General features: G+C 72.9%; 20 protein-coding genes and 1 pseudogene. 6 read left to right on the top strand and 15 right to left on the bottom strand.

Annotation, left to right across the window (positions count from 1 at the left end; all coding sequences use genetic code 11):
• Positions 1–47: 47 nt before the first annotated feature.
• The 3 genes from ACFWBF_RS27560 to leuA all read right to left on the bottom strand — a co-directional run bounded on the left by ACFWBF_RS27560 (position 48) and on the right by leuA (position 4,753).
• Complete coding sequence (locus ACFWBF_RS27560; protein WP_385606607.1) at positions 48–1,562, bottom strand: nucleobase:cation symporter-2 family protein; 1,515 nt, start codon at positions 1,560–1,562, stop codon at positions 48–50.
• 520 nt (positions 1,563–2,082) lie between these two features.
• Positions 2,083–2,778: a TerB family tellurite resistance protein gene (locus ACFWBF_RS27555; protein WP_385606605.1), complete on the bottom strand. Its 696-nt coding sequence runs from the start codon at positions 2,776–2,778 to the stop codon at positions 2,083–2,085.
• 211 nt (positions 2,779–2,989) lie between these two features.
• Complete coding sequence (gene leuA, locus ACFWBF_RS27550; protein ID WP_385606604.1) at positions 2,990–4,753, bottom strand: 2-isopropylmalate synthase; 1,764 nt, start codon at positions 4,751–4,753, stop codon at positions 2,990–2,992.
• 366 nt (positions 4,754–5,119) lie between these two features.
• On the opposite strand from leuA, the gene ACFWBF_RS27545 reads away from it, so the two are divergent.
• The 4 genes from ACFWBF_RS27545 to ACFWBF_RS27530 all read left to right on the top strand — a co-directional run bounded on the left by ACFWBF_RS27545 (position 5,120) and on the right by ACFWBF_RS27530 (position 8,126).
• Entirely contained in the window at positions 5,120–6,181 is a 1,062-nt protein-coding gene (locus ACFWBF_RS27545; RefSeq protein ID WP_385606611.1) for a M4 family metallopeptidase, read from the top strand.
• Between the two features lie 10 nt (positions 6,182–6,191).
• Positions 6,192–6,461 carry a protealysin inhibitor emfourin gene (locus ACFWBF_RS27540; RefSeq protein ID WP_385606603.1) on the top strand — a complete coding sequence of 90 codons (270 nt, stop codon included), beginning with the start codon at positions 6,192–6,194 and terminating at the stop codon, positions 6,459–6,461.
• A 78-nt stretch (positions 6,462–6,539) separates the two neighbouring features.
• Positions 6,540–7,376: a GNAT family N-acetyltransferase gene (locus tag ACFWBF_RS27535; RefSeq protein ID WP_385606601.1), complete on the top strand. Its 837-nt coding sequence runs from the start codon at positions 6,540–6,542 to the stop codon at positions 7,374–7,376.
• Between the two features lie 90 nt (positions 7,377–7,466).
• On the top strand, positions 7,467–8,126 hold the full coding sequence (locus tag ACFWBF_RS27530) for an SAM-dependent methyltransferase (protein ID WP_385606600.1): 660 nt from the start codon (positions 7,467–7,469) through the stop codon (positions 8,124–8,126).
• A 22-nt stretch (positions 8,127–8,148) separates the two neighbouring features.
• Here ACFWBF_RS27530 and era read toward each other — a convergent pair whose 3' ends face one another.
• The 4 genes and pseudogenes from era to ACFWBF_RS27510 form a co-directional block, all read right to left on the bottom strand.
• On the bottom strand, positions 8,149–9,099 hold the full coding sequence (gene era / locus ACFWBF_RS27525) for a GTPase Era (protein WP_385606609.1): 951 nt from the start codon (positions 9,097–9,099) through the stop codon (positions 8,149–8,151).
• Positions 9,100–9,600: 501 nt separating this feature from the next.
• A pseudogene (locus ACFWBF_RS27520) lies at positions 9,601–9,912 on the bottom strand (WxL protein peptidoglycan domain-containing protein); the annotation flags it as partial.
• Positions 9,913–10,094: 182 nt separating this feature from the next.
• Entirely contained in the window at positions 10,095–11,432 is a 1,338-nt protein-coding gene (locus tag ACFWBF_RS27515) for a beta-xylosidase (RefSeq protein WP_385606598.1), read from the bottom strand.
• A gap of 96 nt (positions 11,433–11,528) precedes the next feature.
• Positions 11,529–12,602, bottom strand: a complete 1,074-nt coding sequence (locus ACFWBF_RS27510; protein WP_385606596.1) for a GlxA family transcriptional regulator — start codon at positions 12,600–12,602, stop codon at positions 11,529–11,531.
• Positions 12,603–12,672: 70 nt separating this feature from the next.
• Between ACFWBF_RS27510 and ACFWBF_RS27505 the strand changes: the two genes are divergently transcribed.
• Entirely contained in the window at positions 12,673–14,001 is a 1,329-nt protein-coding gene (locus tag ACFWBF_RS27505; RefSeq protein ID WP_385606594.1) for an MFS transporter, read from the top strand.
• A gap of 4 nt (positions 14,002–14,005) precedes the next feature.
• Here the strand turns inward: ACFWBF_RS27505 and ACFWBF_RS27500 are convergent, their stop codons facing one another.
• The 6 genes from ACFWBF_RS27500 to ACFWBF_RS27475 form a co-directional block, all read right to left on the bottom strand.
• Complete coding sequence (locus ACFWBF_RS27500; protein WP_385606593.1) at positions 14,006–14,359, bottom strand: cytidine deaminase; 354 nt, start codon at positions 14,357–14,359, stop codon at positions 14,006–14,008.
• Between the two features lie 209 nt (positions 14,360–14,568).
• Positions 14,569–14,931, bottom strand: a complete 363-nt coding sequence (locus ACFWBF_RS27495) for an MmcQ/YjbR family DNA-binding protein (protein WP_385606591.1) — start codon at positions 14,929–14,931, stop codon at positions 14,569–14,571.
• Positions 14,928–16,232, bottom strand: coding sequence for a hemolysin family protein (locus tag ACFWBF_RS27490; protein WP_385606590.1), 1,305 nt, complete (start codon positions 16,230–16,232; stop codon positions 14,928–14,930). Before ACFWBF_RS27490 ends, ACFWBF_RS27495 begins: the two co-directional genes overlap by 4 nt.
• Complete coding sequence (ybeY, locus tag ACFWBF_RS27485; RefSeq protein WP_385229666.1) at positions 16,229–16,726, bottom strand: rRNA maturation RNase YbeY; 498 nt, start codon at positions 16,724–16,726, stop codon at positions 16,229–16,231. Before ybeY ends, ACFWBF_RS27490 begins: the two co-directional genes overlap by 4 nt.
• Positions 16,727–16,739: 13 nt before the next feature.
• A complete protein-coding gene (locus ACFWBF_RS27480) occupies positions 16,740–17,804 on the bottom strand; it encodes a PhoH family protein (protein WP_385606589.1) in 1,065 nt (354 codons plus the stop codon).
• A gap of 165 nt (positions 17,805–17,969) precedes the next feature.
• On the bottom strand, positions 17,970–19,154 hold the full coding sequence (locus tag ACFWBF_RS27475; protein ID WP_385606587.1) for a PfkB family carbohydrate kinase: 1,185 nt from the start codon (positions 19,152–19,154) through the stop codon (positions 17,970–17,972).
• A 211-nt stretch (positions 19,155–19,365) separates the two neighbouring features.
• On the opposite strand from ACFWBF_RS27475, the gene ACFWBF_RS27470 reads away from it, so the two are divergent.
• Entirely contained in the window at positions 19,366–20,748 is a 1,383-nt protein-coding gene (locus tag ACFWBF_RS27470; RefSeq protein WP_385606585.1) for an MFS transporter, read from the top strand.
• A gap of 51 nt (positions 20,749–20,799) precedes the next feature.
• Here the strand turns inward: ACFWBF_RS27470 and ACFWBF_RS27465 are convergent, their stop codons facing one another.
• Positions 20,800–21,705, bottom strand: coding sequence for a ribonuclease Z (locus ACFWBF_RS27465; RefSeq protein WP_385606584.1), 906 nt, complete (start codon positions 21,703–21,705; stop codon positions 20,800–20,802).
• A 3-nt stretch (positions 21,706–21,708) separates the two neighbouring features.
• Complete coding sequence (locus tag ACFWBF_RS27460; protein ID WP_385229681.1) at positions 21,709–22,068, bottom strand: histidine triad nucleotide-binding protein; 360 nt, start codon at positions 22,066–22,068, stop codon at positions 21,709–21,711.
• Between the last annotated feature and the right edge of the window lie 80 nt (positions 22,069–22,148).

Here is a 22,148-nt window from a genome sequence, read left to right as displayed (position 1 = left end):
GCGTCCGGACCCGGGTCCGGACGCAGGGCCGTCACCCCTGGGGAGGCTCAGGTCGCGGGTGTCGACGCGTCGTCCCCGTCGGCCTTCTCGCCGCCGCCGGCCGTGGCCGCGACCGCGACGCCGACGGCGGCCTCGGCGACCGTCTCGGCCTCGGCCGGGGCGGCCGCCTGGGCGGGCAGCTCGACCCGGGGGACGCTGTGCGCGTCGTCCTTGCCGAGGCCGTTGAAGATCAGGTTCAGGACGATCGCGGCCGTGGCACCGAGCGTCACGCCGCTGTTGAGGAGCGAGGAGAGGTCCGCGTCCATGTGGTCCTTGAAGAGCACCGGGACCGTGGCGGGCAGCAGCGCGAAGGCCAGGGAGACGCCCACGACGAGCGCGTTCTTCTCTTCCTTGAGGTCGACCTTGGCCAGGGTCTGGATGCCTGCCAGGGCCACCATGGCGAACATCACCGTCGCCGCGCCGCCGAGCACTCCGTGCGGGACCGCGGCGACGATCGCGGCGGCCTTCGGGATCAGACCGAGGACGATCATGAAGACACCGGCCGCGACGACGACGAACCGGCTCTTGACCTTGGTCATGCGGACCAGGCCGACGTTCTCGGCGAAGGCCACGTACGGGAAGGAGTTGAGGATGCCGCCGAGGGCGGTCGCGGCTCCGTCGGCGCGCAGGGCCCGGGCCACGGTCTCGCTGTCGATCTCCTTGCCGACGATGTCGCCGACGGCGTACGTGTCACCGGTGGTCTCGACCATGGTGATCAGCATGACGATGAGCATCAGCAGGATCGGGAACCACGCGAACTTCGGGGCTCCGTAGTGGAACGGGGTGGTGATGCCGATCCAGTCCGAGTGGCTCACGTCGCCGAACTTGGCGTCGCCGAGCAGGAAGGCGACGAGGGTGCCGCCGACCAGGCCGAGCAGGATGGAGATGCTGGAGAGGAAGGGCTTGCCGAGCTTCATCAGGACGAGGATGAAGAGCATCGTGCCGCCGGCGTAGGCGAAGTGCTTGGGGTCGCCGAAGTCGGGACTGCCGACGCCGCCCGCCGCATCGTTCAGGCCGACGGGGATCAGCACGATGCCGAGGACGGTGATGACCGTGCCGGTGACGACCGGCGGGAAGAGCCTCATGACCGTACGGAAGGCCTTGGGGGGCAGCCAGGCGAAGGCGAAGGTGGCGATGCCGGCCGTGATGACCGCGCCGTAGACCACGAGCAGGCCCGCCGTCCCGCCGCCCGCCCCGAGGCCGATGGCGATCATCGGGGACACCGCGGTGAAGGTGACGCCCTGGATCAGGGGCAGGCGCGCCCCGACCCGGCCGATGCCCCACGCCTGGATGATCGAGGCGATGCCGCAGGTGAACAGGTCGGCGTTGATCAGGTAGACCAGCTGCTCGGTGGTGAGCCCGAGGGCGCCTCCCACGATGATCGGGACGATCACCGCGCCGGCGTAGAAGGCGAGTACGTGCTGGAAGCCGTACAGCGCGAGCTTGGGGAGGGGGAGCACCTCGTCGACCGGGTGCGTGCTCTGCTCTCCGTTGGCGGAAAGCCGGGCGGCGACACGTGCCATCTCTGCCTTGCCCTTCAATGAGGTAGGTAACGAGAGGAGATCTGGTCATCCCTGCTCGGAGTGGGTCGCTAACCCGTTGGTCCGCCAGGGTTGTCAGTGAATTCACGTGAATCGAAGCCCCGCGGTGTTACCGGCGGCGTCTCGTCGTGTGACCGGAATTGAACGCCTGTGGGGGTCCTCACAGATATCGTCGACTTCTACAAAGTGTTGACGTTTGGTGATGCCAGATCTGTAGGTTTCTCCCATGGCGGGGGCCCTGGCCATGGAGTACGCACCCGGGCACACCGAAGCGCCCGCCCCCGCTGCGCGAACGCGAAGCAGGGGCGGGCTGACGTGCGGGTAAAGCGTTTGCGGGCGTTCGGCCGCGCAAACCCGAGCGCGGCGCTCCGGGCGTCCGAGGGGTGGACCCCCGGGCCCGGAGCGCTCGGCTCCGAGGTTCGCGCGGGACCGCGAGCGGCTCGAAACCGGGGGTGCGAGGCCGGATCGTTACGTCCGGCCGAGCGGTTTCGGCCCCGTACGGCTACGGCGCCCGGACCGCGGAGAGCAGCCGCGCGACCTCGTCCGAGTCGATCCGCAGCGCCGCGCCCACCGTGGCCAGCACCTCGCGCTCGGCCGGGATGTACGGCCCGTCCGCGAGCGCGATACGAGCGCCCTGCAGCAGCATCGACTCACGCCCCGCGGCAGCCAGGTGCGGTGCCAGCGGCTCGAGCGCCTCGTGGAGCTCTATCGACAGGGCGGCCCCGCAGCACTCGGGGCCGTCGTACAGCCCGAGCCGGCCCTCGTCGGTGGCCAGCGCCTCCACGAGGGACTCCAGCTGCTCCTCGGTGCAGTCCTGGAACCCGGCGGCCCGTACGGCGCCCACAGCGGCCTCCAGCGCGCTGCGCGAGGCGGTCCCGCCGGCGGCCAGCACGGCCAGGGCCACGGTGTGCACGGCGTCGCGCAGCAGGGCGGAGAAGCGGGTGGTGGTCAGGTGGTCCAGCGCGTCGGTGCCGAAGCGCTGCCGGCAGCCCTGGCACTCCACCACGGGCCCGGCGTACCCGCGCGGCAGCAGCGGGACCCCGAGGACGGTGAACCGGCGGCGCCCGGTGCGCCGGCGGTAGTTCCGGTCGCCACCGCAGTCGGGGCAGAAGAACTCCCCGTCCCCCACGGTGCACCAGGTGGTACGGATGCCCCAGACCGTCAGCTTCCGGCCGTCCCCACCCCGAACTGGCAGCACGTCGCACCTCCGTAACCCTCCGGCAACATCGCCGGGTTGGCGTGATGTTAGCCACATCGGTGAGGATGCGTCAGCCGTGTGACAAGACAACATCCGCCGACTGCCGTACTTGGCCGGTCTGCGCCCCCGCCCGGAGCGGCCCGGAACCGGCCCTGACATGGCTCAGCCCCGCCTCCTCCGGTGGGAGGGGCGGGGCTGCGTCAGCGGCGGATCAGCGGCCCGCGCGGTTGACGGCGGAGATGACCGCCTTCAGGGAGGCGCGGGTGGTGTTGGCGTCGATGCCGATGCCCCACAGGACGCGGCCGTCGATCGCGCACTCGATGTACGAGGCGGCCACGGCGGAGGCGCCCTCGCTCATCGTGTGCTCGGTGTAGTCCAGCAGGCGGGCGTCGATGCCGATGCCGGCCAGCGCGTCGAAGAAGGCCGAGATCGGGCCGTTGCCGGTGCCGTTCAGCACGGTCTCCACGCCGTCCACGACCGCCTCGACGGTCAGCGTGTCCGTGCCGTCCTTGTCGGTGGTGGTCTGGCCGGAGCGCAGCTGGATGCGTCCCCACGGGTTTTCGGGGTTGGGCAGGTACTCGTCCGAGAAGACGTCCCAGATCGCCTTCGGCGTGACCTCGCCGCCCTCGGCGTCGGTCTTGGCCTGGATGATCCGGGAGAACTCGATCTGCATGCGGCGCGGCAGGTCCAGCTTGTGGTCGTTCTTCAGGACGTACGCGATGCCGCCCTTGCCGGACTGCGAGTTGACCCGGATGACGGCCTCGTAGGAGCGGCCGACGTCCTTCGGGTCGATGGGCAGGTAGGGGACCGCCCACTCGATGTCGTCCACGGTCTTGCCCTGGGCGGCCGCGTCGGCCTCCATGGCGTCGAAGCCCTTCTTGATGGCGTCCTGGTGGGAGCCGGAGAAGGCGGTGTAGACCAGGTCGCCCGCGTAGGGGTGGCGCGGGTGGACCTCCATCTGATTGCAGTACTCGCTGGTGCGACGGATCTCGTCGATCTGCGAGAAGTCGATCTGCGGGTCGATGCCCTGGGAGAACAGGTTCATGCCCAGCGTGATCAGGTCGACGTTGCCGGTGCGCTCGCCCTGCCCGAACAGGCAGCCCTCGATGCGGTCGGCGCCGGCCATCAGGGCCAGTTCGGCGGCGGCCACGGCGGTGCCGCGGTCGTTGTGCGGGTGTACGGAGATGCAGACGTGCGCGCGGCGGGTCAGGTTGCGGGACATCCACTCGAAGCGGTCCGCGTGCGTGGACGGCGTGGAGCGCTCCACGGTGGCGGGCAGGTTCAGGATGATCTCGCGGCCCTCGGCCGGCTGCCAGACGTCACAGACGGCCTCGCAGACCTCCAGGGCGAAGTCCAGCTCGGTGTCGGTGAAGATCTCCGGGCTGTACTGGTAGCCGAAGGTGGTCTCGGGGCCCAGCAGCTTCTCGGCGTACTCCATGACCAGGCGGGTGCCGTCGACGGCAATCTGCTTGATCTGCTCCTTGGAGCCGCGGAAGACGACCCGGCGGAAGGTCGGGGCGGTCGCGTTGTACAGGTGCACGGTGGCGCGCTTGGCGCCGACCAGCGACTCCACGGTCCGCTCGATCAGGTCCTCGCGGGCCTGGGTCAGGACGGAGATGGTGACGTCGTCCGGGATCGCGCCCTCTTCGATGATGGAGCGCACGAAGGCGAAGTCGGTGTCGCCGGAGGAGGGGAAGCCGACCTCGATCTCCTTGTAGCCCATGCGCACCAGCAGGTCGAACATCTCGCGCTTGCGGGCGGGGGTCATCGGGTCGATCAGCGACTGGTTGCCGTCGCGCAGGTCGGTCGACAGCCAGCGCGGAGCCTTGGTGACGCGGGCGTCCGGCCAGGTGCGGTCCGGGATGTCCACCTGCTCGTACCGGCCGTACTTGTGGATCGGCATCCCGGAGGGCTTCTGGGAGTGGGTCGCGTTGGTGATGGGCGTGGGGCGACCGACAAAAGGCTGCTGGCTCATGGCGTTGGGCTCCTCGCGTGTCCGCGTGTAGTTCGCTGGGACGGCCGACGGCGGTCGTAAAAACCGCAACACCAAACTCCGCGGGGAGGGGGCCGGCCTACGACTACAGACCCTCGCCGCGGCAGCTAAGGAGAAGCAGCCCGAAACGCATGATGGGCCGAGCCTAACCGAGCCGCGCCGTATCGCGAGGACCTGTTTCAGTATGCAAGACCCCGGGGTCCGATTTATACCCCTTTGTGAGTTACGCCTCTTTTGATGCCCTGAGGTCGGGTCGATCCGTCAACGCGACGCGACCGGTTTCAGACATGGGAATGAATCATGGTCGCCGCTAGTGACACCGACGTCACGCACTGCCACATTGCCGGGATGGACGCCTCCCACGTTTCCCGCCGCCGGCCCGTCTTCTGCGGTGTCGTGCCGCCGCACATCCTCGACCGGCTCGCCCGGTCCGAGCTCCCCGAGCGGGCCGCCGCCGCGCGCAACACGCTCGAACTGGACGCCTCGCACCGCGTCCGGCGGCAGCTGGCCGCCCTCGTTCCCGCCCCGGGCGCCACGCCGCCCGAGACTCCGGAGCGGACGATCTACGATGCCCAGCACCGCACCAGGCTGCCCGGCAAGAAAGTGCGCAGCGAGGGCGGGGACGCGAGCAAGGACGTCAGCGTCAACCGTGCCTACGCCGGGCTCGGCGCGACCTTCGAGCTGTACCTCAAGGCCTTCGGACGCCACTCGATCGACGACGCCGGCCTGCCCCTCGACGCCACCGTCCACTACGACCGGCTGTACAACAACGCCTTCTGGGACGGCAGCCAGATGGTGTTCGGCGACGGCGACGGGGACCTCTTCCTCGACTTCACCGTCTCGGTGGACGTCATCGGGCACGAGCTGACGCACGGGGTCACCCAGTACTCGGCGAACCTGGAGTACCACGGCCAGTCCGGCGCGCTCAACGAATCCATGTCGGACGTCTTCGGCTCCCTCATCAAGCAGTACTCGCTCGACCAGGGCGCCGCCGAGGCGGACTGGCTGATCGGCGCCGGGCTGCTGGGGCCGGGCGTCGACAGCGGCCAGGCCCTGCGGTCCATGAAGGCGCCCGGGACGGCGTACGAGGACGACGTGCTCGGCAAGGACCCGCAGCCGGCGACGATGGACGGCTACGTGCGCACCACGCGCGACAACGGCGGGGTGCACATCAACTCCGGCATCCCCAACCACGCCTTCTACCTCGTGGCGAGCGAGCTGGGCGGCAAGGCCTGGGAGCGGGCCGGGCAGATCTGGTACGACACCCTGACGGGCGGGCGGCTGGCCCCGGCCGCGCAGTTCACGGACTTCGCCCGGCTGACGGTCGAGGCGGCCGTGGCCCGGTACGGGGAAGGCGGCGCCGAGCACCAGGCCCTGCAGAAGGCGTGGTCGGCGGTCGGCCTGGGGTAGAAGGTCGGGCATGCGGATTTCGGTGGTGCGGACGGGCGGTTTCGCGGGGATCGAGCGCCGGGCCGAGGTGGACACCTCGGGCCTGCCCGAAGAGGACGAGTGGCGGGCCCTGGCCCGGCTGGCCCTGCGGCCCGCCCCGCCGGGCCCCCCGGCGGACCGGGTGCGGGACGGGTTCTCGTACCGGATCACGGTGGACGGGCGCACGGTGCTCTGCCAGGACCCGAACCTCACGGAGGCCCAGCGGACGCTGATCTCGCGGGTGCTGAAGGAGGGGGCGTAGGCGCGCGGACCCTGCGCGGCCGGGGCTCCGCCGGTAATGGGGGTGCCCTGGACGCCTCGTCTTGCTTGGATGGCTCGAATGACCGAGAAGACACTGCTGTCCACGCTGGAGCGCTACTACGACACGGCCCCGCGGGCGGGTGGGGCGCGGGCCGAGGACATCGGGCCGCTGACCCTGTTCGTCCAGGAGGGTGCGGGCTGGCCGTACTACGCGCGGCCCGTGCTGGGCGCCCCGGACCGCGCGGACGCCCCGGAGGTTTCGGTGGCCGACGTGGAGCGGGTGCTGGCCCGCCAGCGGGAGCTGAAGGTCCCCGAGTCCTTCGAGTGGGTGGCCGAAACCACCCCCTCCCTGCGGGCCGCGGTGGAAGCTGCCGGGCTGCACGTCCACGCGCACCCGCTGATGGTGCTGGACCCCGCCGCGGCCCGCCCGCGCCTCCTTCCCGCGCATCCGGACGTACGGGTGCTCGGCGCGGACGACGCCCTGCTGGGCGCGGCGGTGACGGTCCCGATGCTGGCCTTCGCGGCGCCGGGCACGGCGGTGGGCGAGGCCGGTCCGGCGGAGCTGGCCGTGGCGGCGCAGGACCCGTCCGTGGAGCCGCGCCGGGCCCGGGTCTCCGGGATGATCGCGTCGGGCCGGACCGTCCTGGCGGCCGCTGCGCAGGGCGGCGTGGTGCTGTGTTCGGGCCAGTACAACCCGGTCGGCCAGGTCGCCGAGGTCGTGGGCGTCGGGACCCTTCCCGCGGCGCGCCGGCGCGGCCTGGCCCTCGCGGTCACGGCGGCGCTGGTCTCGGACGCCCTCGCGCAGGGGGTCCGGACCGTGTTCCTCTCGGCGGGCGACGAGGACGTGGCCCGGATCTACGCCCGCCTCGGCTTCCGGCGCGCCGGTACGGCCCTGATCGCGGAGCCGTCGCTGTAGCGGTTTGCCGGAACGGCAACGGAGTTTGCCCAAGGGGCGGGGCGGGCGGAGCATCGGAGGCATCGGCCCCGTTCAGGAAGAAGGCTCCCCATGCACCAGCACGAACACGCCCAGGCCCCCGCCGCGGAGCCCGCCGGTGGCGAGGAGTTCTGGGACGGCCGCTACCGCGAGAGCACCCGCATCTGGAGCGGCAAGGCCAACGCGCTCCTGGTCCGGGAGGCCGAGGACCTGGCCCCCGGCCGGGCTCTGGACCTGGGCTGCGGCGAGGGCGCCGACACCGTCTGGCTGGCCCGCAGGGGGTGGCACGTCACCGGCACCGACATCTCGAAGGTCGCCCTCGGGCGGGCGGCGGAGCACGCCGCCGAGGCGGGGGTCGCCGACCGCGTCGACTGGCAGCGGCACGACTTCGCCGAGTCCTTCCCCGAAGGGGAGTTCGACCTCGTCTCGGCGTGCTTCCTGCACAGCTACGGAGACTTCCCGCGCGCCCGGATCCTGCGGTCGGCCGCCGCCGCCGTGGCCCCCGGCGGGGTCCTGCTGGTGGTCGGCCACGCGGGTGGGCCGTCCTGGGACCCGGACGCCCACTCGGAGATCGACTTCCCGACCCCGGAGCAGGTCCTCGCGCAGCTGGAGCTGCCGGAGGGCGCCTGGACGGTGCTGGCGGCGGAGGAACACGTACAGGCCCGGACCGACCCTGAAGGCCGGCCCGGGACCCATACGAACAACGTGCTGAAGGTGCGGCGGGCGGCCTGAAGAGGCCGTCCCGCCCGAACGGCTAGAAGCCGAGCTTGCGCAGCTGCTTGGGGTCGCGCTGCCAGTCCTTGGCGACCTTCACGTGCAGGTCGAGGAAGACCGGCGTCCCCAGCAGCGCCTCGATGTGCTTGCGCGACTTCATGCCGACCTCCTTCAGGCGGGAGCCCTTCGGGCCGATGATGATGCCCTTCTGGCTCGGCCGCTCGATGTAGACGTTGGCGTGGATGTCGAGCAGCGGCCGGTCCGCCGGGCGGTTCTCCCGGGGGATCATCTCCTCCACCACGACCGCGATGGAGTGCGGGAGCTCGTCCCGTACGCCTTCGAGGGCGGCCTCGCGGATCAGTTCCGCGACCATCACCATCTCGGGCTCGTCGGTGAGGTCGCCCTCCGGGTACAGCGGCGGGCTCTCCGGCAGCAGCGGCGCGATCAGGTCGGCCAGCAGCTGGACCTGGCTGTCGCCGACGGCCGAGACCGGGACGATCTCGGCCCACTCGAAGCCCAGCTCCGCGCTGAGCTGGTGGATCGCGAGGAGCTGCTCGGCGAGCTGCTTGGAGTCGACGAGGTCGGTCTTCGTCACGATGGCGATCTTGGGGGTCTTCTTGATCCCCGCGAGCTCCTTCGCGATGAACTTGTCGCCCGGGCCGAGCTTCTGGTCGGCCGGCAGGCAGAAGCCGATGACGTCGACCTCGGCCCAGGTGGTGCGCACGACGTCGTTCAGCCGCTCGCCGAGGAGCGTGCGCGGCTTGTGCAGGCCGGGCGTGTCGACCAGGACGAGCTGGGCGTCGGGGCGGTGCACGATGCCGCGGACGGTGTGGCGGGTGGTCTGCGGCCGGTTGGAGGTGATCGCGACCTTGGTGCCCACGAGTGCGTTGGTCAGGGTCGACTTCCCCGCGTTGGGGCGGCCGATGAAGCAGGCGAAGCCCGCACGGTGCGGGCTGGTGGACTCGGGGGAACGATCGCTCATACGGGCCATTCTCCCCGATGCGGCTCCCAGCGCCGACCAGGCCACCGCCGCGAGGGCGAGGACGCCCGCGAGCCAGGCCGTCAGGGAGGGGTGCGCGGCGTAGTCGGCGCTCGCCCGCGCGCTGGTCCCCGAGGCCCCCGCCACCACCGTGACCTGGGCCCATTCCACCGTCGGCGGGTCCGCCCAGCCGGTGGTGAGCCGCACCTGGCGGCCCGGCAACAGTTCGGCCGGGAGGCCGGTGAGCGTGCGGTCGAGGAGCCGGCGGCCGAGGGTTGCGGAGGCGGTGAGGGTGGCGCGGGGGCGCAGGGTGACGTTGCCGAGGTTGTGCAGCGTGTACGAGACCTCCGCGCCGGACCCGTGCGGCGTGACCCGGAGGTCCTCGACGGCGAGGGCGGGGGCGGTGGGGCCGGTGACCCGGAGGTACAGCCGGGCGGCGACGGCTTGCTGTACGCCGATCCCCTGCGCGGTGGCCGCGGCGGGCTGCTCCTCCAGGGCGACGATGGCGCCGGGGTGGTCCCCCGGCTCGGCCCGGTCGGGGACGGTGAGCGTGAAGCCGACGCTGACCGCCGCGCCGGCGGGCACGGTCACCCGCTCCCGGTCGAGCCGGGCCCAGGCTGCGGTGGCGCGGCGGGGCTCCTCGGGGCCGCGCAGCGCGAAGCCGCCGTCGCGGGCGGTGTTGTAGGCGTCGGCGGCGTAGAGGCGGAAGGTGCGGGGGCGGTCGGTGCGGTTGGCGACGGTGACGGAGTCGCTGACCGCTGCGCCGGGGGCGGCGGAGAGGTAGAAGTACGGCCGCTGGCCGACGGTGTTGGCGGCGGGGAGCACGGACCACTGGCCGTTGTCCGCGGCGGCGGCCGGCCCGGCTGCGCCGAACAGCCCGACCCCGACCAGCACGGCGGCGACGGCAGTCACGGCCCGTGCGGCCCACCAGGGCCATCTCAGCCCCGCCGGCGTCCGAGGCGCGGGTCCGGGCAGCGCCCGGGTATCGGCGGAAGGGCGGGGCGGGGTCACGACAGGGTCAGGGTCAGCACCGCGGTGTAGGCGCCCGGCGCGGTGTACGGCGGGATCCGGAGCGCGACCGTCGCGTCCACCGCGAACGTGCCGCCGACCAGCGCGGCGTCCGCGGTCGACGCCAGCACCGCACCGTCCGGCCCGACCACACCCGCACTGCCCGGCGTACACGCGCTCGGGCTGCCCGCGGCGGCCGTGCAGGACGGGGTCCAGCTCAGGGACGCGCCCGGGATGCGGGCCCCGCCCGGACCCGTGAAGTCCGTGACCTTGCCGATCAGCGACCACCCGGCCGGGCCCCCGCGGGCGTCCTTGACGGTCACGGTCCCGATCCGCCCGGGGGCCGCGCCGCCGTCGCCGTACGGGACCGCGCCCAGCGTCACGCTCTCGCCGGCCTGGGTCATGCCCAGCGCGCCCGGCTCCACCACCGCCGTCACCTTCTGCGTGCCCGGCGGCATCGGGGCGGCGTCGATGACCGTGTACGCGGCCGGTCCGGAGCCCAGCCCCGCCGACCAGGCCGCGCCCTCGTACGCCACCACGCCCGTGGTCGCCCTGTCGGTGACCGCCAGCTCCGCCAGGACCACCCCCAGCTCGTCGGCGGTGGCCGCGACCCGGTCGGCGGTCTCGGCCGCGCCCGCGCGCCCGGCCAGGGTCACGGCGGCGCCGGGGGCGAAGCCGGCACCGGTGACCTTGACCTTGGCGCCCGGTTTCCCGGAGGCCGCGCCGAGCGAGACGCCCCGCAGGTTGGCCGTGGGCAGCGCAGTGGCCGTGAGCCCTTCGGCGACGGGGGCCGCGGTGGCGGTCGCGGCCTCGCAGGTGGTGTCCAGGTCGAGGAGGTGGCTGGTGTGCAGGGTGTAGCCGCCGGGGGTGAGGGTGATCCCGCCCGGCGCGGTGACGGTGAAGGTCCCGGTCATGGTGACGCCGGGCAGGGCCGCGCCCGCCCCGACGGGCTCGTTCCGCTTGGCCCCGACGACCGTGACCCGGCCGTTCTGCGCTCCCCCGAGCACGATCACCCCGGTCGGGGTCAGCACGTCGGCGGGCAGCTCACCGCCGACCGGGTTCACGGCGGGCGTGCTGGTCACCTGGTAGGTCACGGTGACGGTGTCGCCGACGCGCGGCTGCGGGTCGCCGACCGTGATCCGGGCCGTGGTGGTCCCGTCGGCGGGCGGCAGCCCGGCCTCCTGCGGCGGCAGGCAACGGCTCGGGAACTCCACCTGCCCCGGCGGCGTTTCCCCATCGGCGGCGGCCGGCGCACTCAGCGCACCCGCGGCCCCGGCCGCGAGTACGGCCACGCCGACGGCCGCCGACCATCTCCTGTGCCGCGTCCCTGCTCGCACTGCCCGCCCCCTGGGTTCCGCGCCGCGCCAGGGGGACATTCACGAGCGGGGGGCGGGATAAGTCAATGCACGGACCCGGCACCAACTGATGTCCCATCAGGAGATGGGAGGGTCGGCGGGTCCCCCCGGGCCGGGCGCCGGACCCGGGCCCGGGACCGCGGTCGCGCTCGCGGTCGCGGTCGCGCGGAAGGTGCGCCGGTAGGCCGTCGGCGTCACCCCCAGCGCCGCCTGCACGTGCTTGCGCAGCGACTGCGCCGCCCCGAAGCCCGTCTCCCGCGCCACCTGTTCCATCGGCAGGTCCGTCTGCTCCAGCAGCCGCCGGGCCCGCTCCACCCGCTGCCCGACGATCCACTCGCCGGGGCTGACCCCCGACTCCTCCCGGAAGCGGCGCGTGAAGGTCCGTACCGACATGGCTTCCTGCCGGGCCAGGTCGGTGAGCCGCAGCGGCTCGTGGAGCCGGTCCAGCACCCACGCCCGGGCCGCCGTCGTGCTGGCCAGCTGCGGCTGCGGCACCGGGCGGTCGATGAACTGCGCCTGCCCGCCGTCCCGGTGGGGCGGTACGACGGTGCGCCGGGCCACGTCGTTCGCGACGGCCGCGCCGTGGTCGCGGCGCACGATGTGCAGGCACAGGTCGATGCCGGCGGCGACACCGGCGGAGGTCAGCACGTCCCCGTCGTCGGTGTAGAGCACGCCCGCGTCCACCCGTACGGCGGGGAAGGTCCGCTGGAAGTGCTCGGCGGAGGCCCAGTGGGTCGTGGCCCGGCGGCCGTCCAAATACCCCGCGGCGGCCAGCACGTACCCGCCCGTGCAGATGGAGACGAGCCGGGTGCCGGGCCGGATGTGCGCGAGGGCGGCCGCCAGTTCGCCACTGAGCCGCCCGTGCTCGTACGCCGGACCCAACTCGTAGGAGGCGGGCACCACCACCGTGTCGGCCGTGGCGAGCAGCTCGGGCCCGTGCTCGACGTGGACGGCGAAGTCGGCGTCGGTGCGCACCGGTCCCGGGGCGAGCCCGCAGGTGAGGATCTCGTACAGCGGGCGGCCGGCCGGATCCTTGGCGCGCCCGAAGATCCGGTGCGGGATGCCCAGTTCGAAGGGCAGCAGCCCGGCGAGGGCGAGGACGACGACCCGGTGCGCGCGGGATGCCGGGACGGGCGAGGGCTCGGGGTCCATGGCCCGATCGTACCGAAGCATGTCGGTCAGGCCACTGTCGTACGGGGCCCCCGCGCCGGAAGCTGACTGCGTGACGCAGACAGCCCCCACCCCCGCCTCCACACCGGCCTCCCCCACCTCCCCCGGCGGCCCCGCCTCCGCCGCCGCCCCCCGGCGGCCCGGGCGCGTGCACCGCGCCTGGTTCGCGGCGGCCGTCGGCTTCGTGACGATCATCGGCGCCGCCGCCTTCGCCTCCCTGCCCGGGCTGCTGATCGAGCCGCTGCACGACGAGTTCGACTGGTCGCGCGGCACGATCGGCTTCGCCGTCTCCGTGAACCTCGCGCTGTACGGGCTCACCGCGCCCTTCGCGGCCGCGCTGATGGACCGCTTCGGCATCCGCCGGGTCGTCGCGTTCGCACTGACCGTCATATCCGCCGGATCGGTGGCCACGGTGTGGATGACCGCGTCCTGGCAACTGGTGCTGTACTGGGGCGTCCTGGTCGGGCTGGGCAGCGGTTCGATGGCGCTGGCCTTCGCGGCGACGGTGACCAACCGCTGGTTCACCGCCCGGCGCGGCCTGGTCACCGGCATCCTCACCGCGGCCGGCGCGTCCGGTCAGCTGATCTTCCTGCCGCTGCTGTCCTGGCTGGTGGAACACCACGGCTGGCGCCCGGCGGCGGTCACCGTCTCCCTGGCGGCCCTGGCGGTGGTCCCCTTCGTGTGGCTGCTGCTGCGCGACCACCCGGCCGACGTGGGCCTCGCCCCGTACGGCGGGACGTACGCGCCCAAGCCCGCGCCGGTTCCGGGTGCGGCGCGGCGCGCGGTGGCGGTGCTGCTCAAGGCGGCCCGGACCGGCCCGTTCTGGCTGCTGGCGGGCACCTTCGCGATCTGCGGGGCCTCGACCAACGGCCTGGTCAAGACGCACTTCGTGCCCGCGGCCCACGACCACGGCATGCCGGTGACGGCGGCGGCCGGACTGCTGGCGGTGATCGGCGTCTTCGACGTGGTCGGCACCATCGCCTCGGGCTGGTTCACGGACCGCTTCGAGGCGCGCCGGCTGCTCGCCGTCTACTACGCCCTGCGCGGGATCTCGCTGCTGTTCCTGCCGATGCTGATGGCCCCGTCCGTGCACCCGCCGATGTTGCTGTTCATCGTCTTCTACGGCCTGGACTGGGTCGCGACCGTGCCGCCGACCATCGCGCTGTGCCGCGAGCACTACGGGGAGGACAGCGCGATCGTCTTCGGCTGGGTCCTGGCCTCGCACCAGGTGGGCGCGGCGCTGGTGGCCTTCCTCGGGGGCCTGGCGCGCGATGTGTTCGGCACGTACGACATGGTCTGGTACGCGTCGGGGGCGCTGTGCGCGATGGCCGCGCTGATGGCGATGGTGATCCGCCGCCGCCCGGTCCCGGCCGCCGTCTGAGGGGTCAGCCGGCCGGGGTGGTGGACTTCAGGGTGCCGTCCGGGGCCGCGAGCAGGACCGGGGTGGCCGGGCCGCCGAGGTCGCGGACCGCGGCGCGGTCGGCGTCCGAGGGGGCGTCGGCCGCGCTGACGACGGCGGCGGCCTCCAGGGACCGGGCGCCGCTGGCCACGGCCATCGCGACGGCCGTCTGCAGGGCGCTCAGCTTCAGGGAGTCCAGCTCGACGGTCCCGGCGACGTAGGTACGACCCGTCTCATCCCGGACCGCCGCCCCCTCGGGCACGCCGTTGCGGGCCCGGGCGCTGCGCGCCAGCGTGATGATCTTGCTGTCTTCGGGGTCGATCCCCGTGCTGTCGGTCATGCCCCGAAGCATATGGAGCGCGTCGGCCGGGCCCTACAACGGCCCCGCCGACGCGCTCTCCCCTCCGTCCGCCTGTCCCCCCTGGATCTTGGCGGTGCAATGCCCAACCTAAGTGCCGGCCAAGGCGCGACCCGCGGTCCGAAAGTCCTCGGGATCAGTGACCTTGGGCCCGAGGAATCCCGGGCGGGGGCTTCATCCGCGGCCGCAGCTCACGCGCGGTCAAGTCGCAGCCGCTGCGCCCGCGGCAGACCCGCGACCACCAGGTCGTACGAGTCCTCCACCAGCTCCCGCACCAGGGCCTCCGGCAGCGCTCCCGGGCCGCCGACCGTCACCGTGTTCCAGTGCCGCTTGTTCATGTGCCAGCCCGGCACGATCGCCTCGTGCTCCTGACGCAGCCGGACCGCCTGCTCCGGATCGCACTTGAGGTTGACCTTGAGCGGCTGACCGTCCAGCGCCGACAGCGCGAACACCTTCCCCAGCACCTTGAACACCGAGGTCTCGGGCGTGAAGGGGAACTCCTCCACCGCCGCGTTGAAGTCCAGGCAGAGCGCCCGGAGCTGCTCCGGGGTCACTCGCCCTCCACGCCCTCGGCCGCCGCCGGGACCACCGGCTCGACCAGCACGGTCACGATCTTGTTCCGCCGCCCCGCCGGGGACTCGGCGGTCAGCCGCAGCGGACGCCCGTCCGGCAGGTCCACCACCGTCGAGGCGCCCGCGATCGGCACCCGGCCCAGCGCCTTCGCCAGCAGCCCGCCGACCGTCTCCACGTCCTCGTCGTCGAAGGCCTCGACCTTGAACAGCTCCCCGAGGTCGGTGATGTCCAGCCGCGCCGTGACCCGGTAGCGGTTCGCCCCGAGGTCCTCCACCGGCGGCAGCTCCCGGTCGTACTCGTCGGTGATCTCGCCGACGATCTCCTCCAGGATGTCCTCGATGGTGACGATGCCCGCGGTGCCGCCGTACTCGTCGATGACGACGGCCACGTGGTTGCGTACCAACTGCATCTCGCGCAGCAGGTCGCCCGCGTTCTTGGTGTCGGGCACGAAGACCGCCGGCCGCATGACCGTGGAGACCAGGTCGGACTCCGCCTCGCGGCTGATGTGGGTCTTGCGGACCAGGTCCTTCAGGTAGACGATCCCGACGATGTCGTCCTCGTTCTCCCCGGTCACCGGTATCCGCGAGAAGCCCGACCGCAGGGCGAGCGTGGTCGCCTGACGGACCGTCTTGTACCGCTCGATGCAGATCAGGTCCGTGCGCGGCACCATCACCTCGCGCACGAGGGTGTCGCCGAGCTCGAAGACCTGGTGCACCATCCGGCGCTCGTCGTCCTCGATCAGCGATTCCTTCTCCGCCAGGTCCACCATCGCGCGCAGCTCGGCCTCGGAGGCGAACGGCCCCTTGCGGAAGCCCTTGCCCGGCGTGAGCGCGTTGCCGATGAGGATCAGCAGTTGCGGGACGGGGCCCATGATCCGGGCCAGCGGCACGAGTACGTACGCGGCCGCCGTGGCGGTGTTGAGCGGGTGCTGGCGGCCGATCGTGCGCGGGGACACGCCCACGGCGACGAAGGAGACCAGCACCATCACGGCGATGGCCACGATCAGCGCGGTCCAGTTCTCGCCGAACTCGTCGAGGCAGACGTACGTGACGAGCACGCCCGCCGCCATCTCGCAGGTGACCCGGACCAGCAGCGCGACATTGAGGTAGCGCGTCGGATCGCCGGCGACCTGGACCAGCTTGGCGCTGCCGCGCCGCCCGTCCCGTACGGCCTGCTCGGCACGGAAGCTCGAAATGCGGGCGATCCCGGACTCGGCGCACGCCGCGAACCAGGCCACCACCACCAGCAGGACCGCGCCGGTGATCAGTTGGGGGGCGGTCACGAGACGGTCGGGGCGGGCGAGGCGCCGGTCATCCCCCGCTCACCGCGCCAGCCGTCGACGATGGCCGCCTGCAGGCCGAACATCTCGGCCTTCTCGTCCGGCTCCTCGTGGTCGTAGCCGAGCAGGTGCAGCACCCCGTGGACGGTCAGGAGCTGGAGCTCCTCGTCCATGGAGTGCTGCGTCGGGGCCTCTTCGCCCTGCTTCTTGGCCACTTCGGGGCAGAGCACGATGTCACCGAGGAGCCCCTGCGGGGGCTCCTCGTCGTCCTTCGCCGGCGGACGGAGCTCGTCCATCGGGAACGACATGACGTCGGTGGGTCCGGGCAGGTCCATCCACTGGATGTGGAGCTGCTCCATCGCCGCCTCGTCGACGACGATGACGGACAGCTCGGAGAGCGGGTGGATCCGCATCCGGGTGAGCGCGTAGCGGGCGATGTCGAGGATCGCCTGCTCGTCGACCTCGGTTCCGGACTCGTTGTTGACGTCGATCGACATGGTGCGCTGACTTCTACTTCCGCTGGTGGCCGTTCCGGGCCTGCCGGCTGTCCTGGCTGGACCGGTCGGCCTGGCTGTCGTCGTACTTCTCGTACGCATCGACGATACGGCCGACGAGCTTGTGCCGGACGACATCCTCGGACGTGAGCCGCGAGAAGTGGATGTCCGGAACCCCTTCGAGGATCTCCTGGACCTGGCGCAGACCGCTCTTGGCGCCACCGGGCAGGTCGACCTGCGTGACGTCACCGGTGACGACGATCTTCGAGTCGAAGCCGAGCCGGGTCAGGAACATCTTCATCTGCTCGGCGGTCGTGTTCTGCGCCTCGTCGAGGACGACGAACGCCTCATTGAGGGTGCGGCCTCGCATGTAGGCCAGCGGGGCCACCTCGATCGTGCCCGCCGCCATGAGGCGCGGGATCGAATCCGGGTCGATCATGTCGTGCAGTGCGTCGTAGAGCGGGCGCAGGTACGGGTCGATCTTGTCGAAGAGCGTGCCCGGCAGGAAGCCGAGCCGCTCCCCGGCCTCGACGGCGGGGCGGGTCAGGATGATCCGGCTGACCTGCTTGGACTGCAGGGCCTGGACCGCCTTGGCCATGGCGAGGTAGGTCTTGCCGGTACCGGCGGGGCCGATGCCGAAGACGATCGTGTTCTTGTCGATCGCGTCGACGTACCGCTTCTGGTTGAGGGTCTTGGGGCGGATGGTGCGCCCGCGGCTGGAGAGGATGTTCTGGGTGAGCACCTCGGCGGGCGTCTCGTCCGGGCCCTCGCCGTTGCGGCTCGACTTGAGCATGGCGATCGAGCGTTCCACTGCGTCCTCCGTCATCGGCTGCCCGGTGCGGAGCACCAGCATCATCTCGTCGAACAGGTGCTGGATCAGGGCGACTTCCGCCGCTCCGCCGATCGCGCTGACCTGATTGCCCCGAACATGGATGTCGGCCTTCGGGAAGGCCTTCTCGATCACGCGCAACAGGGCGTCGCCCGAGCCGAGGACCGTCACCATCGGATGCGTGGCCGGAACGGTGAAGTGGGCTCGCGCCTGCCCCGGCGCGGGGGTGTGGGCTCTCGGTGTCTGAGTCATGGGCCGGCACTGTGGCCTGCGCATACCTCCCGCTGAGGGGCCGCGCCGATCGACGACCTCCGGAATACCAAGCCTACGTCGCCGACGGCCCTTCCCCGAGGGGTTTTCCCCCGCCCCGCCGGACGGCCCCGCGCCGGGGGCCTGGACGGGGACCTGGACCTGGCCCTACACCGGGTGCCGGAAGCCGATCGTCGGGACCGCCCGGCGGCGCGCCGCCTGGGTGGCGCCCCGGGGGATCAGCTCGTCCAGGAAGGCGTAGCGGCTGCGCAGGGCCTCCGGGGCGGCCCGCCACCAGTGGGACACCTCCGGCCAGCCGGGGGCCGACAGGGAGCCGCCGAACTCCTGCACCGACAGGGCCGCGGTGAGACCCGCGAAGGCCAGCCGGTCCGCCAGCGGCCAGCCCGCCAGGGTGCCGGTCACGAAGCCCGCCACGTACACGTCGCCCGCGCCGGTCGGGTCCAGGGCGTCCACCGTGATCGCCGGGACCTCGGCCGTCTCCCCCGTGCGCCCGTCCACCGCGTACGAGCCCTCCGCGCCCATGGTCACCACCGCGATCGGCACCTTTCGGGCGAGCGCCCGGGCCGCGGCCCGCGGGCAGTCGGTGCGCGTGTACCGCATGGCCTCCCCCGCGTTCGGCAGGAAGGCCTCGCAGTGCTCCAGGTCGGCCAGCGCCCCCAGGTCCCAGCGCCCGCTCTCGTCCCACCCCACGTCCGCGAAGATCCGCGAGCCGCGCCGCGCGGCCTGCGCGACCCATTCCTCCCCGCCGCCGGGCCCCAGCGAGGCCACGGCGGCGCGGGCCGCCGGCGGGCACTGCGGGAGGGCGCCCGGCGGGGGCGGTGCCTCGTGGCCGTGCGAGACCATCGTGCGCTCGCCCTCGTACGCCATGGAGACCGTGACCGGGCTGTGCCAGCCGGGGACGGTGCGCGACATCGAGAGGTCGATGCCCTCGCCCTGTTCGAGCGCGTCCCAGCAGTACTCGCCGTAGTGGTCGTCCCCGAAGGCGGCGGCCAGCGCGGTGCGCAGGCCGAGCCTGGCCAGGGCGGTGGCCATGTTGGCGACGCCGCCGGGGCTCGATCCCATGCCGCGCGCCCAGGACTCGGTACCGCGCACCGGGGCCGAGTCGAGGCCCGTGAAGATGATGTCGAGGAAGACCGTGCCGGTCAGGAAGACGTCGCAGCCCGGTTCCTGGGGATCGCGCAGCGGACCGAGCGGGTCAACGGCCTCCCCGGCGGCCGCTGCCTCGACGGCGGTGGAGGGGCTGTTGCGGTCGTCCCGACTGGTCACGGTGTACTCCCCGTTTGGTGCGTGTGCGGATTGAAGGGGCGAAGGGTCGTTTCTGCAAGGGGACATGCGAAGAAAGGGCGGGGGAAAGCTGGCAGCTATCCCCGCCTGAGCAAGGATCAAAACCCAGTGTGACGCAGATCACCACCGAAAGGCCCTTTTCCGCAACTCCGGCCGCTTGATAGACAGGGGCCCCGCTCTCACCGGGGCGCCCGTCGGGCGCCCTGGCACCACTTTGCGGACACGCCCTCGCACCACCCTCGCACCACCTGGAAAGCCCGTGTCCACGCACACCTCCGCGCAGCCCGCCGCCTGGCCGCTCGTCGCGCTCTTCACCGCCGGTTACGTCGCCCCGTACCTGCTCCCGACCGTCGTCGGCCGGCTGGACGCACACCTCCCGCTGAGCCCCGCCCAGGCCGGGCTGATCGGCTCGGTCCTGCTGCTCGGCTCCGCCGCCGCCGGATTCACCCTCGCCTCGCGGATCCCGCGCCACGGCCCCCGCCGGGCGGCCCGGCTCGGGCTGCTGCTCGCCCTCGTGGGCTACGGGACCGCGGCCGCGACCACCGTGCTCCCGCTGGTGGTGGCGGGCGCGGTCGTCGGGGGCTTCGGCTCCGGCAGCGCCACCGCCGTGGCCGCGTCCGGGATCGCCGCGCAACGGGACCCGCACCGCACCTCCGCGCTCGGCCTGCTGTCGGTCTCGGCCGCCGCCGGGGCGCTGTACCTGACGCTGCCGCGGCTCGGCGGGGGCCACCGGCTGCCGTTCGCGGCCATCGCGCTGGTCGCCGCGCTGGTCTGGCCGGCGACCGGGCGGCTCGGCGGGGCGACGGGCCGGGCGACGGGCGGGGAGGCCGCCGTACGGGCCGGCGGGCGGCTGCCGTACCCGCGGGCCGGGGTGGTGCTGGCCGGCGCCCTGATGCTGTGGTCGCTGGCGCAGAACGCGCTGTGGGGCGTCAGCGGCCGCATCGGCGCCCAGCAGGCGGGGCTGTCCGAGGTCACCCTGGGCATCGTCTTCGCGGCGGCGCTCGGCGCGGGTCTGCTCGGGGTCACCGCCGCGTCCGCGCTCGGCGCCAGGCTCGGCCGGGCCGTCCCCGTCGGGGCGGGCACGGCGCTCATCGCCGGCTGCGTGGTGCTGTCCTCGAACGCGCACGGCCTCGGCGCCTTCGCCGCCGGGGAGATCCTCTGGAACGCGCTCTACCCCGTCGTCCTCTCGTACGCCATCGGCCTCGCGGCCGCGCTGGATCCGCGCGGACGGTGGGCGGTTCTGGTCGGCTCCGCGTCCTCGCTCGGGGTGGCGTGCGGGCCCGTCGCCGGGAGCCTGCTGGCAGAGGGCGCGGGCTTCCCCGCGACGGGGCTGGTGCTGGGCGGGCTGCTGCTGGCCGTGGCCGGGCCGATGGCCGCCGTCGCGCTGCACGTCGGCGGGCGGCCGCTGGTGCCGGGCTCGGTGCGGCGGCGTGGTGGTGCGGCGGCGGCCGTGCTCGCCGCGGGCACGGCGTCGGTCCCCCGCGTGGGCTCCCCGGAACTGCGCATCACGCAGCTCACGCTCCGCCCCCGCCCGCTGCGCGTCCTCCTGCCCTCCCCCGCGTCCCGCCGCCGGAAAGGCCCGGTGGGTGATCCGGCCACCCGAAAGGCGACATCAGCCGCATCCGGCCCCGCCGGCGATTGAGGCGCGGGGGGCTGGGGGCGGAGCCGCAGACGAGCGGGGCCGGGGCAGACGTCAGGGGCGCTTCGGGAGCGGAACCCGGCTCAGGTCCGAGGCGATCGTCAGCTCGCCCTCGAAACCGGCCGCCCGCGCCTGCCGTTCGAACTCCGACGGGTCGGAGTACCGCTGCGAGAAGTGCGTCAGCACGAGGTGGCGCACTCCCCCGTCCCGCGCCACCCCCGCGGCCTGCCCCGCGGTGAGGTGCCCGTGATCGGTGGCCAGTTGGACGTCCGCGTCCAGGAACGTCGACTCGATCACCAGCATGTCGCAGCCCTCCGCGAGCTCGTCCACGCCGTCACACAGCCGGGTGTCCATGACGAACGCGAACCGCTGCCCCGGCTTCGGCTCGCTGACCTCCTCCAGCGTGACCCCGTCCAGCCGCCCCTCGCGCTGGATCCGGCCCACGTCGGGCCCCTTGATCCCGTGCCGCGCGAGCAGCTCCGGCAGTATCCGGCGCCCGTCCGGCTCGGTGATCCCGTAGCCGAAGGACTCCACCGGGTGCGAGAGCCTGCGGGCCTCCAGGACGTACGAGTCCCCGCGCGCCAGCACCCCGCCCCCGGCCACCGGCGCCTCGGCCAGCCGCACCGTCTCGCGGTAGGCCGTCGCGTACCGCAGCCGGTCGAAGAACCGCTGCCCGGAGGCCGGGTAGTGCGCGGTGACCGGGTGCGGGACCCGGTCGAGGTTGATGCGCTGGATCACCCCGGCCAGCCCGAGGCTGTGGTCACCGTGGAAATGGGTGACGCAGATCCGGTTGATGTCGTGCGCGGCCACCCCGGCGCGGAGCATCTGGCGCTGGGTGCCCTCGCCCGGGTCGAAGAGGATGCCCTCGCCGTCCCAGCGCAGCAGGTAGCCGTTGTGGTTGCGCTGGCGTGTGGGCACCTGGCTGGCGGTGCCCAGCACCACGAACTCGCGTACGGACACGGTCTATCCGGGGGGCCACTGGAGACCGCGGCCCCCGAGGACGTGCGCGTGGGCGTGGAAGACGGTCTGGCCCGCGCCGGCGCCGGTGTTGAACACGATCCGGTAGCCGTGGTCGTCGACCTTCTCGTCCGCGGCGATCTGCCCGGCCTCGCGCAGCAGGTCGGCGGCGACGGCCGGTTCGGCGGCCGCGAGGGCTGCCGCGTCGGGGTAGTGCACCTTCGGGATCACGAGCACGTGGCTCGGCGCCTGCGGGTTGATGTCCCGGAAGGCGACGGTCGTCCCGGTCTCCCGGACCACGGTCGCCGGGACCTCCCCCGTGACGATCTTGCAGAACAGGCAGTCTGCCTGCGGTTCCCCGGCCATGGCTGAGCCTTCCGATGACGATGACATTGACGCTGACGTTGATCAGCCCCGGCATCGTATCCGGCATCCCGCCGCCGCCG

This window comes from Streptomyces sp. NPDC060028 (assembly GCF_042736725.1).
Taxonomy (GTDB): domain Bacteria; phylum Actinomycetota; class Actinomycetes; order Streptomycetales; family Streptomycetaceae; genus Streptomyces.
Note: the sequence above shows the minus strand (reverse complement) of the source record. Positions and strands in the feature narration are given on the sequence as shown.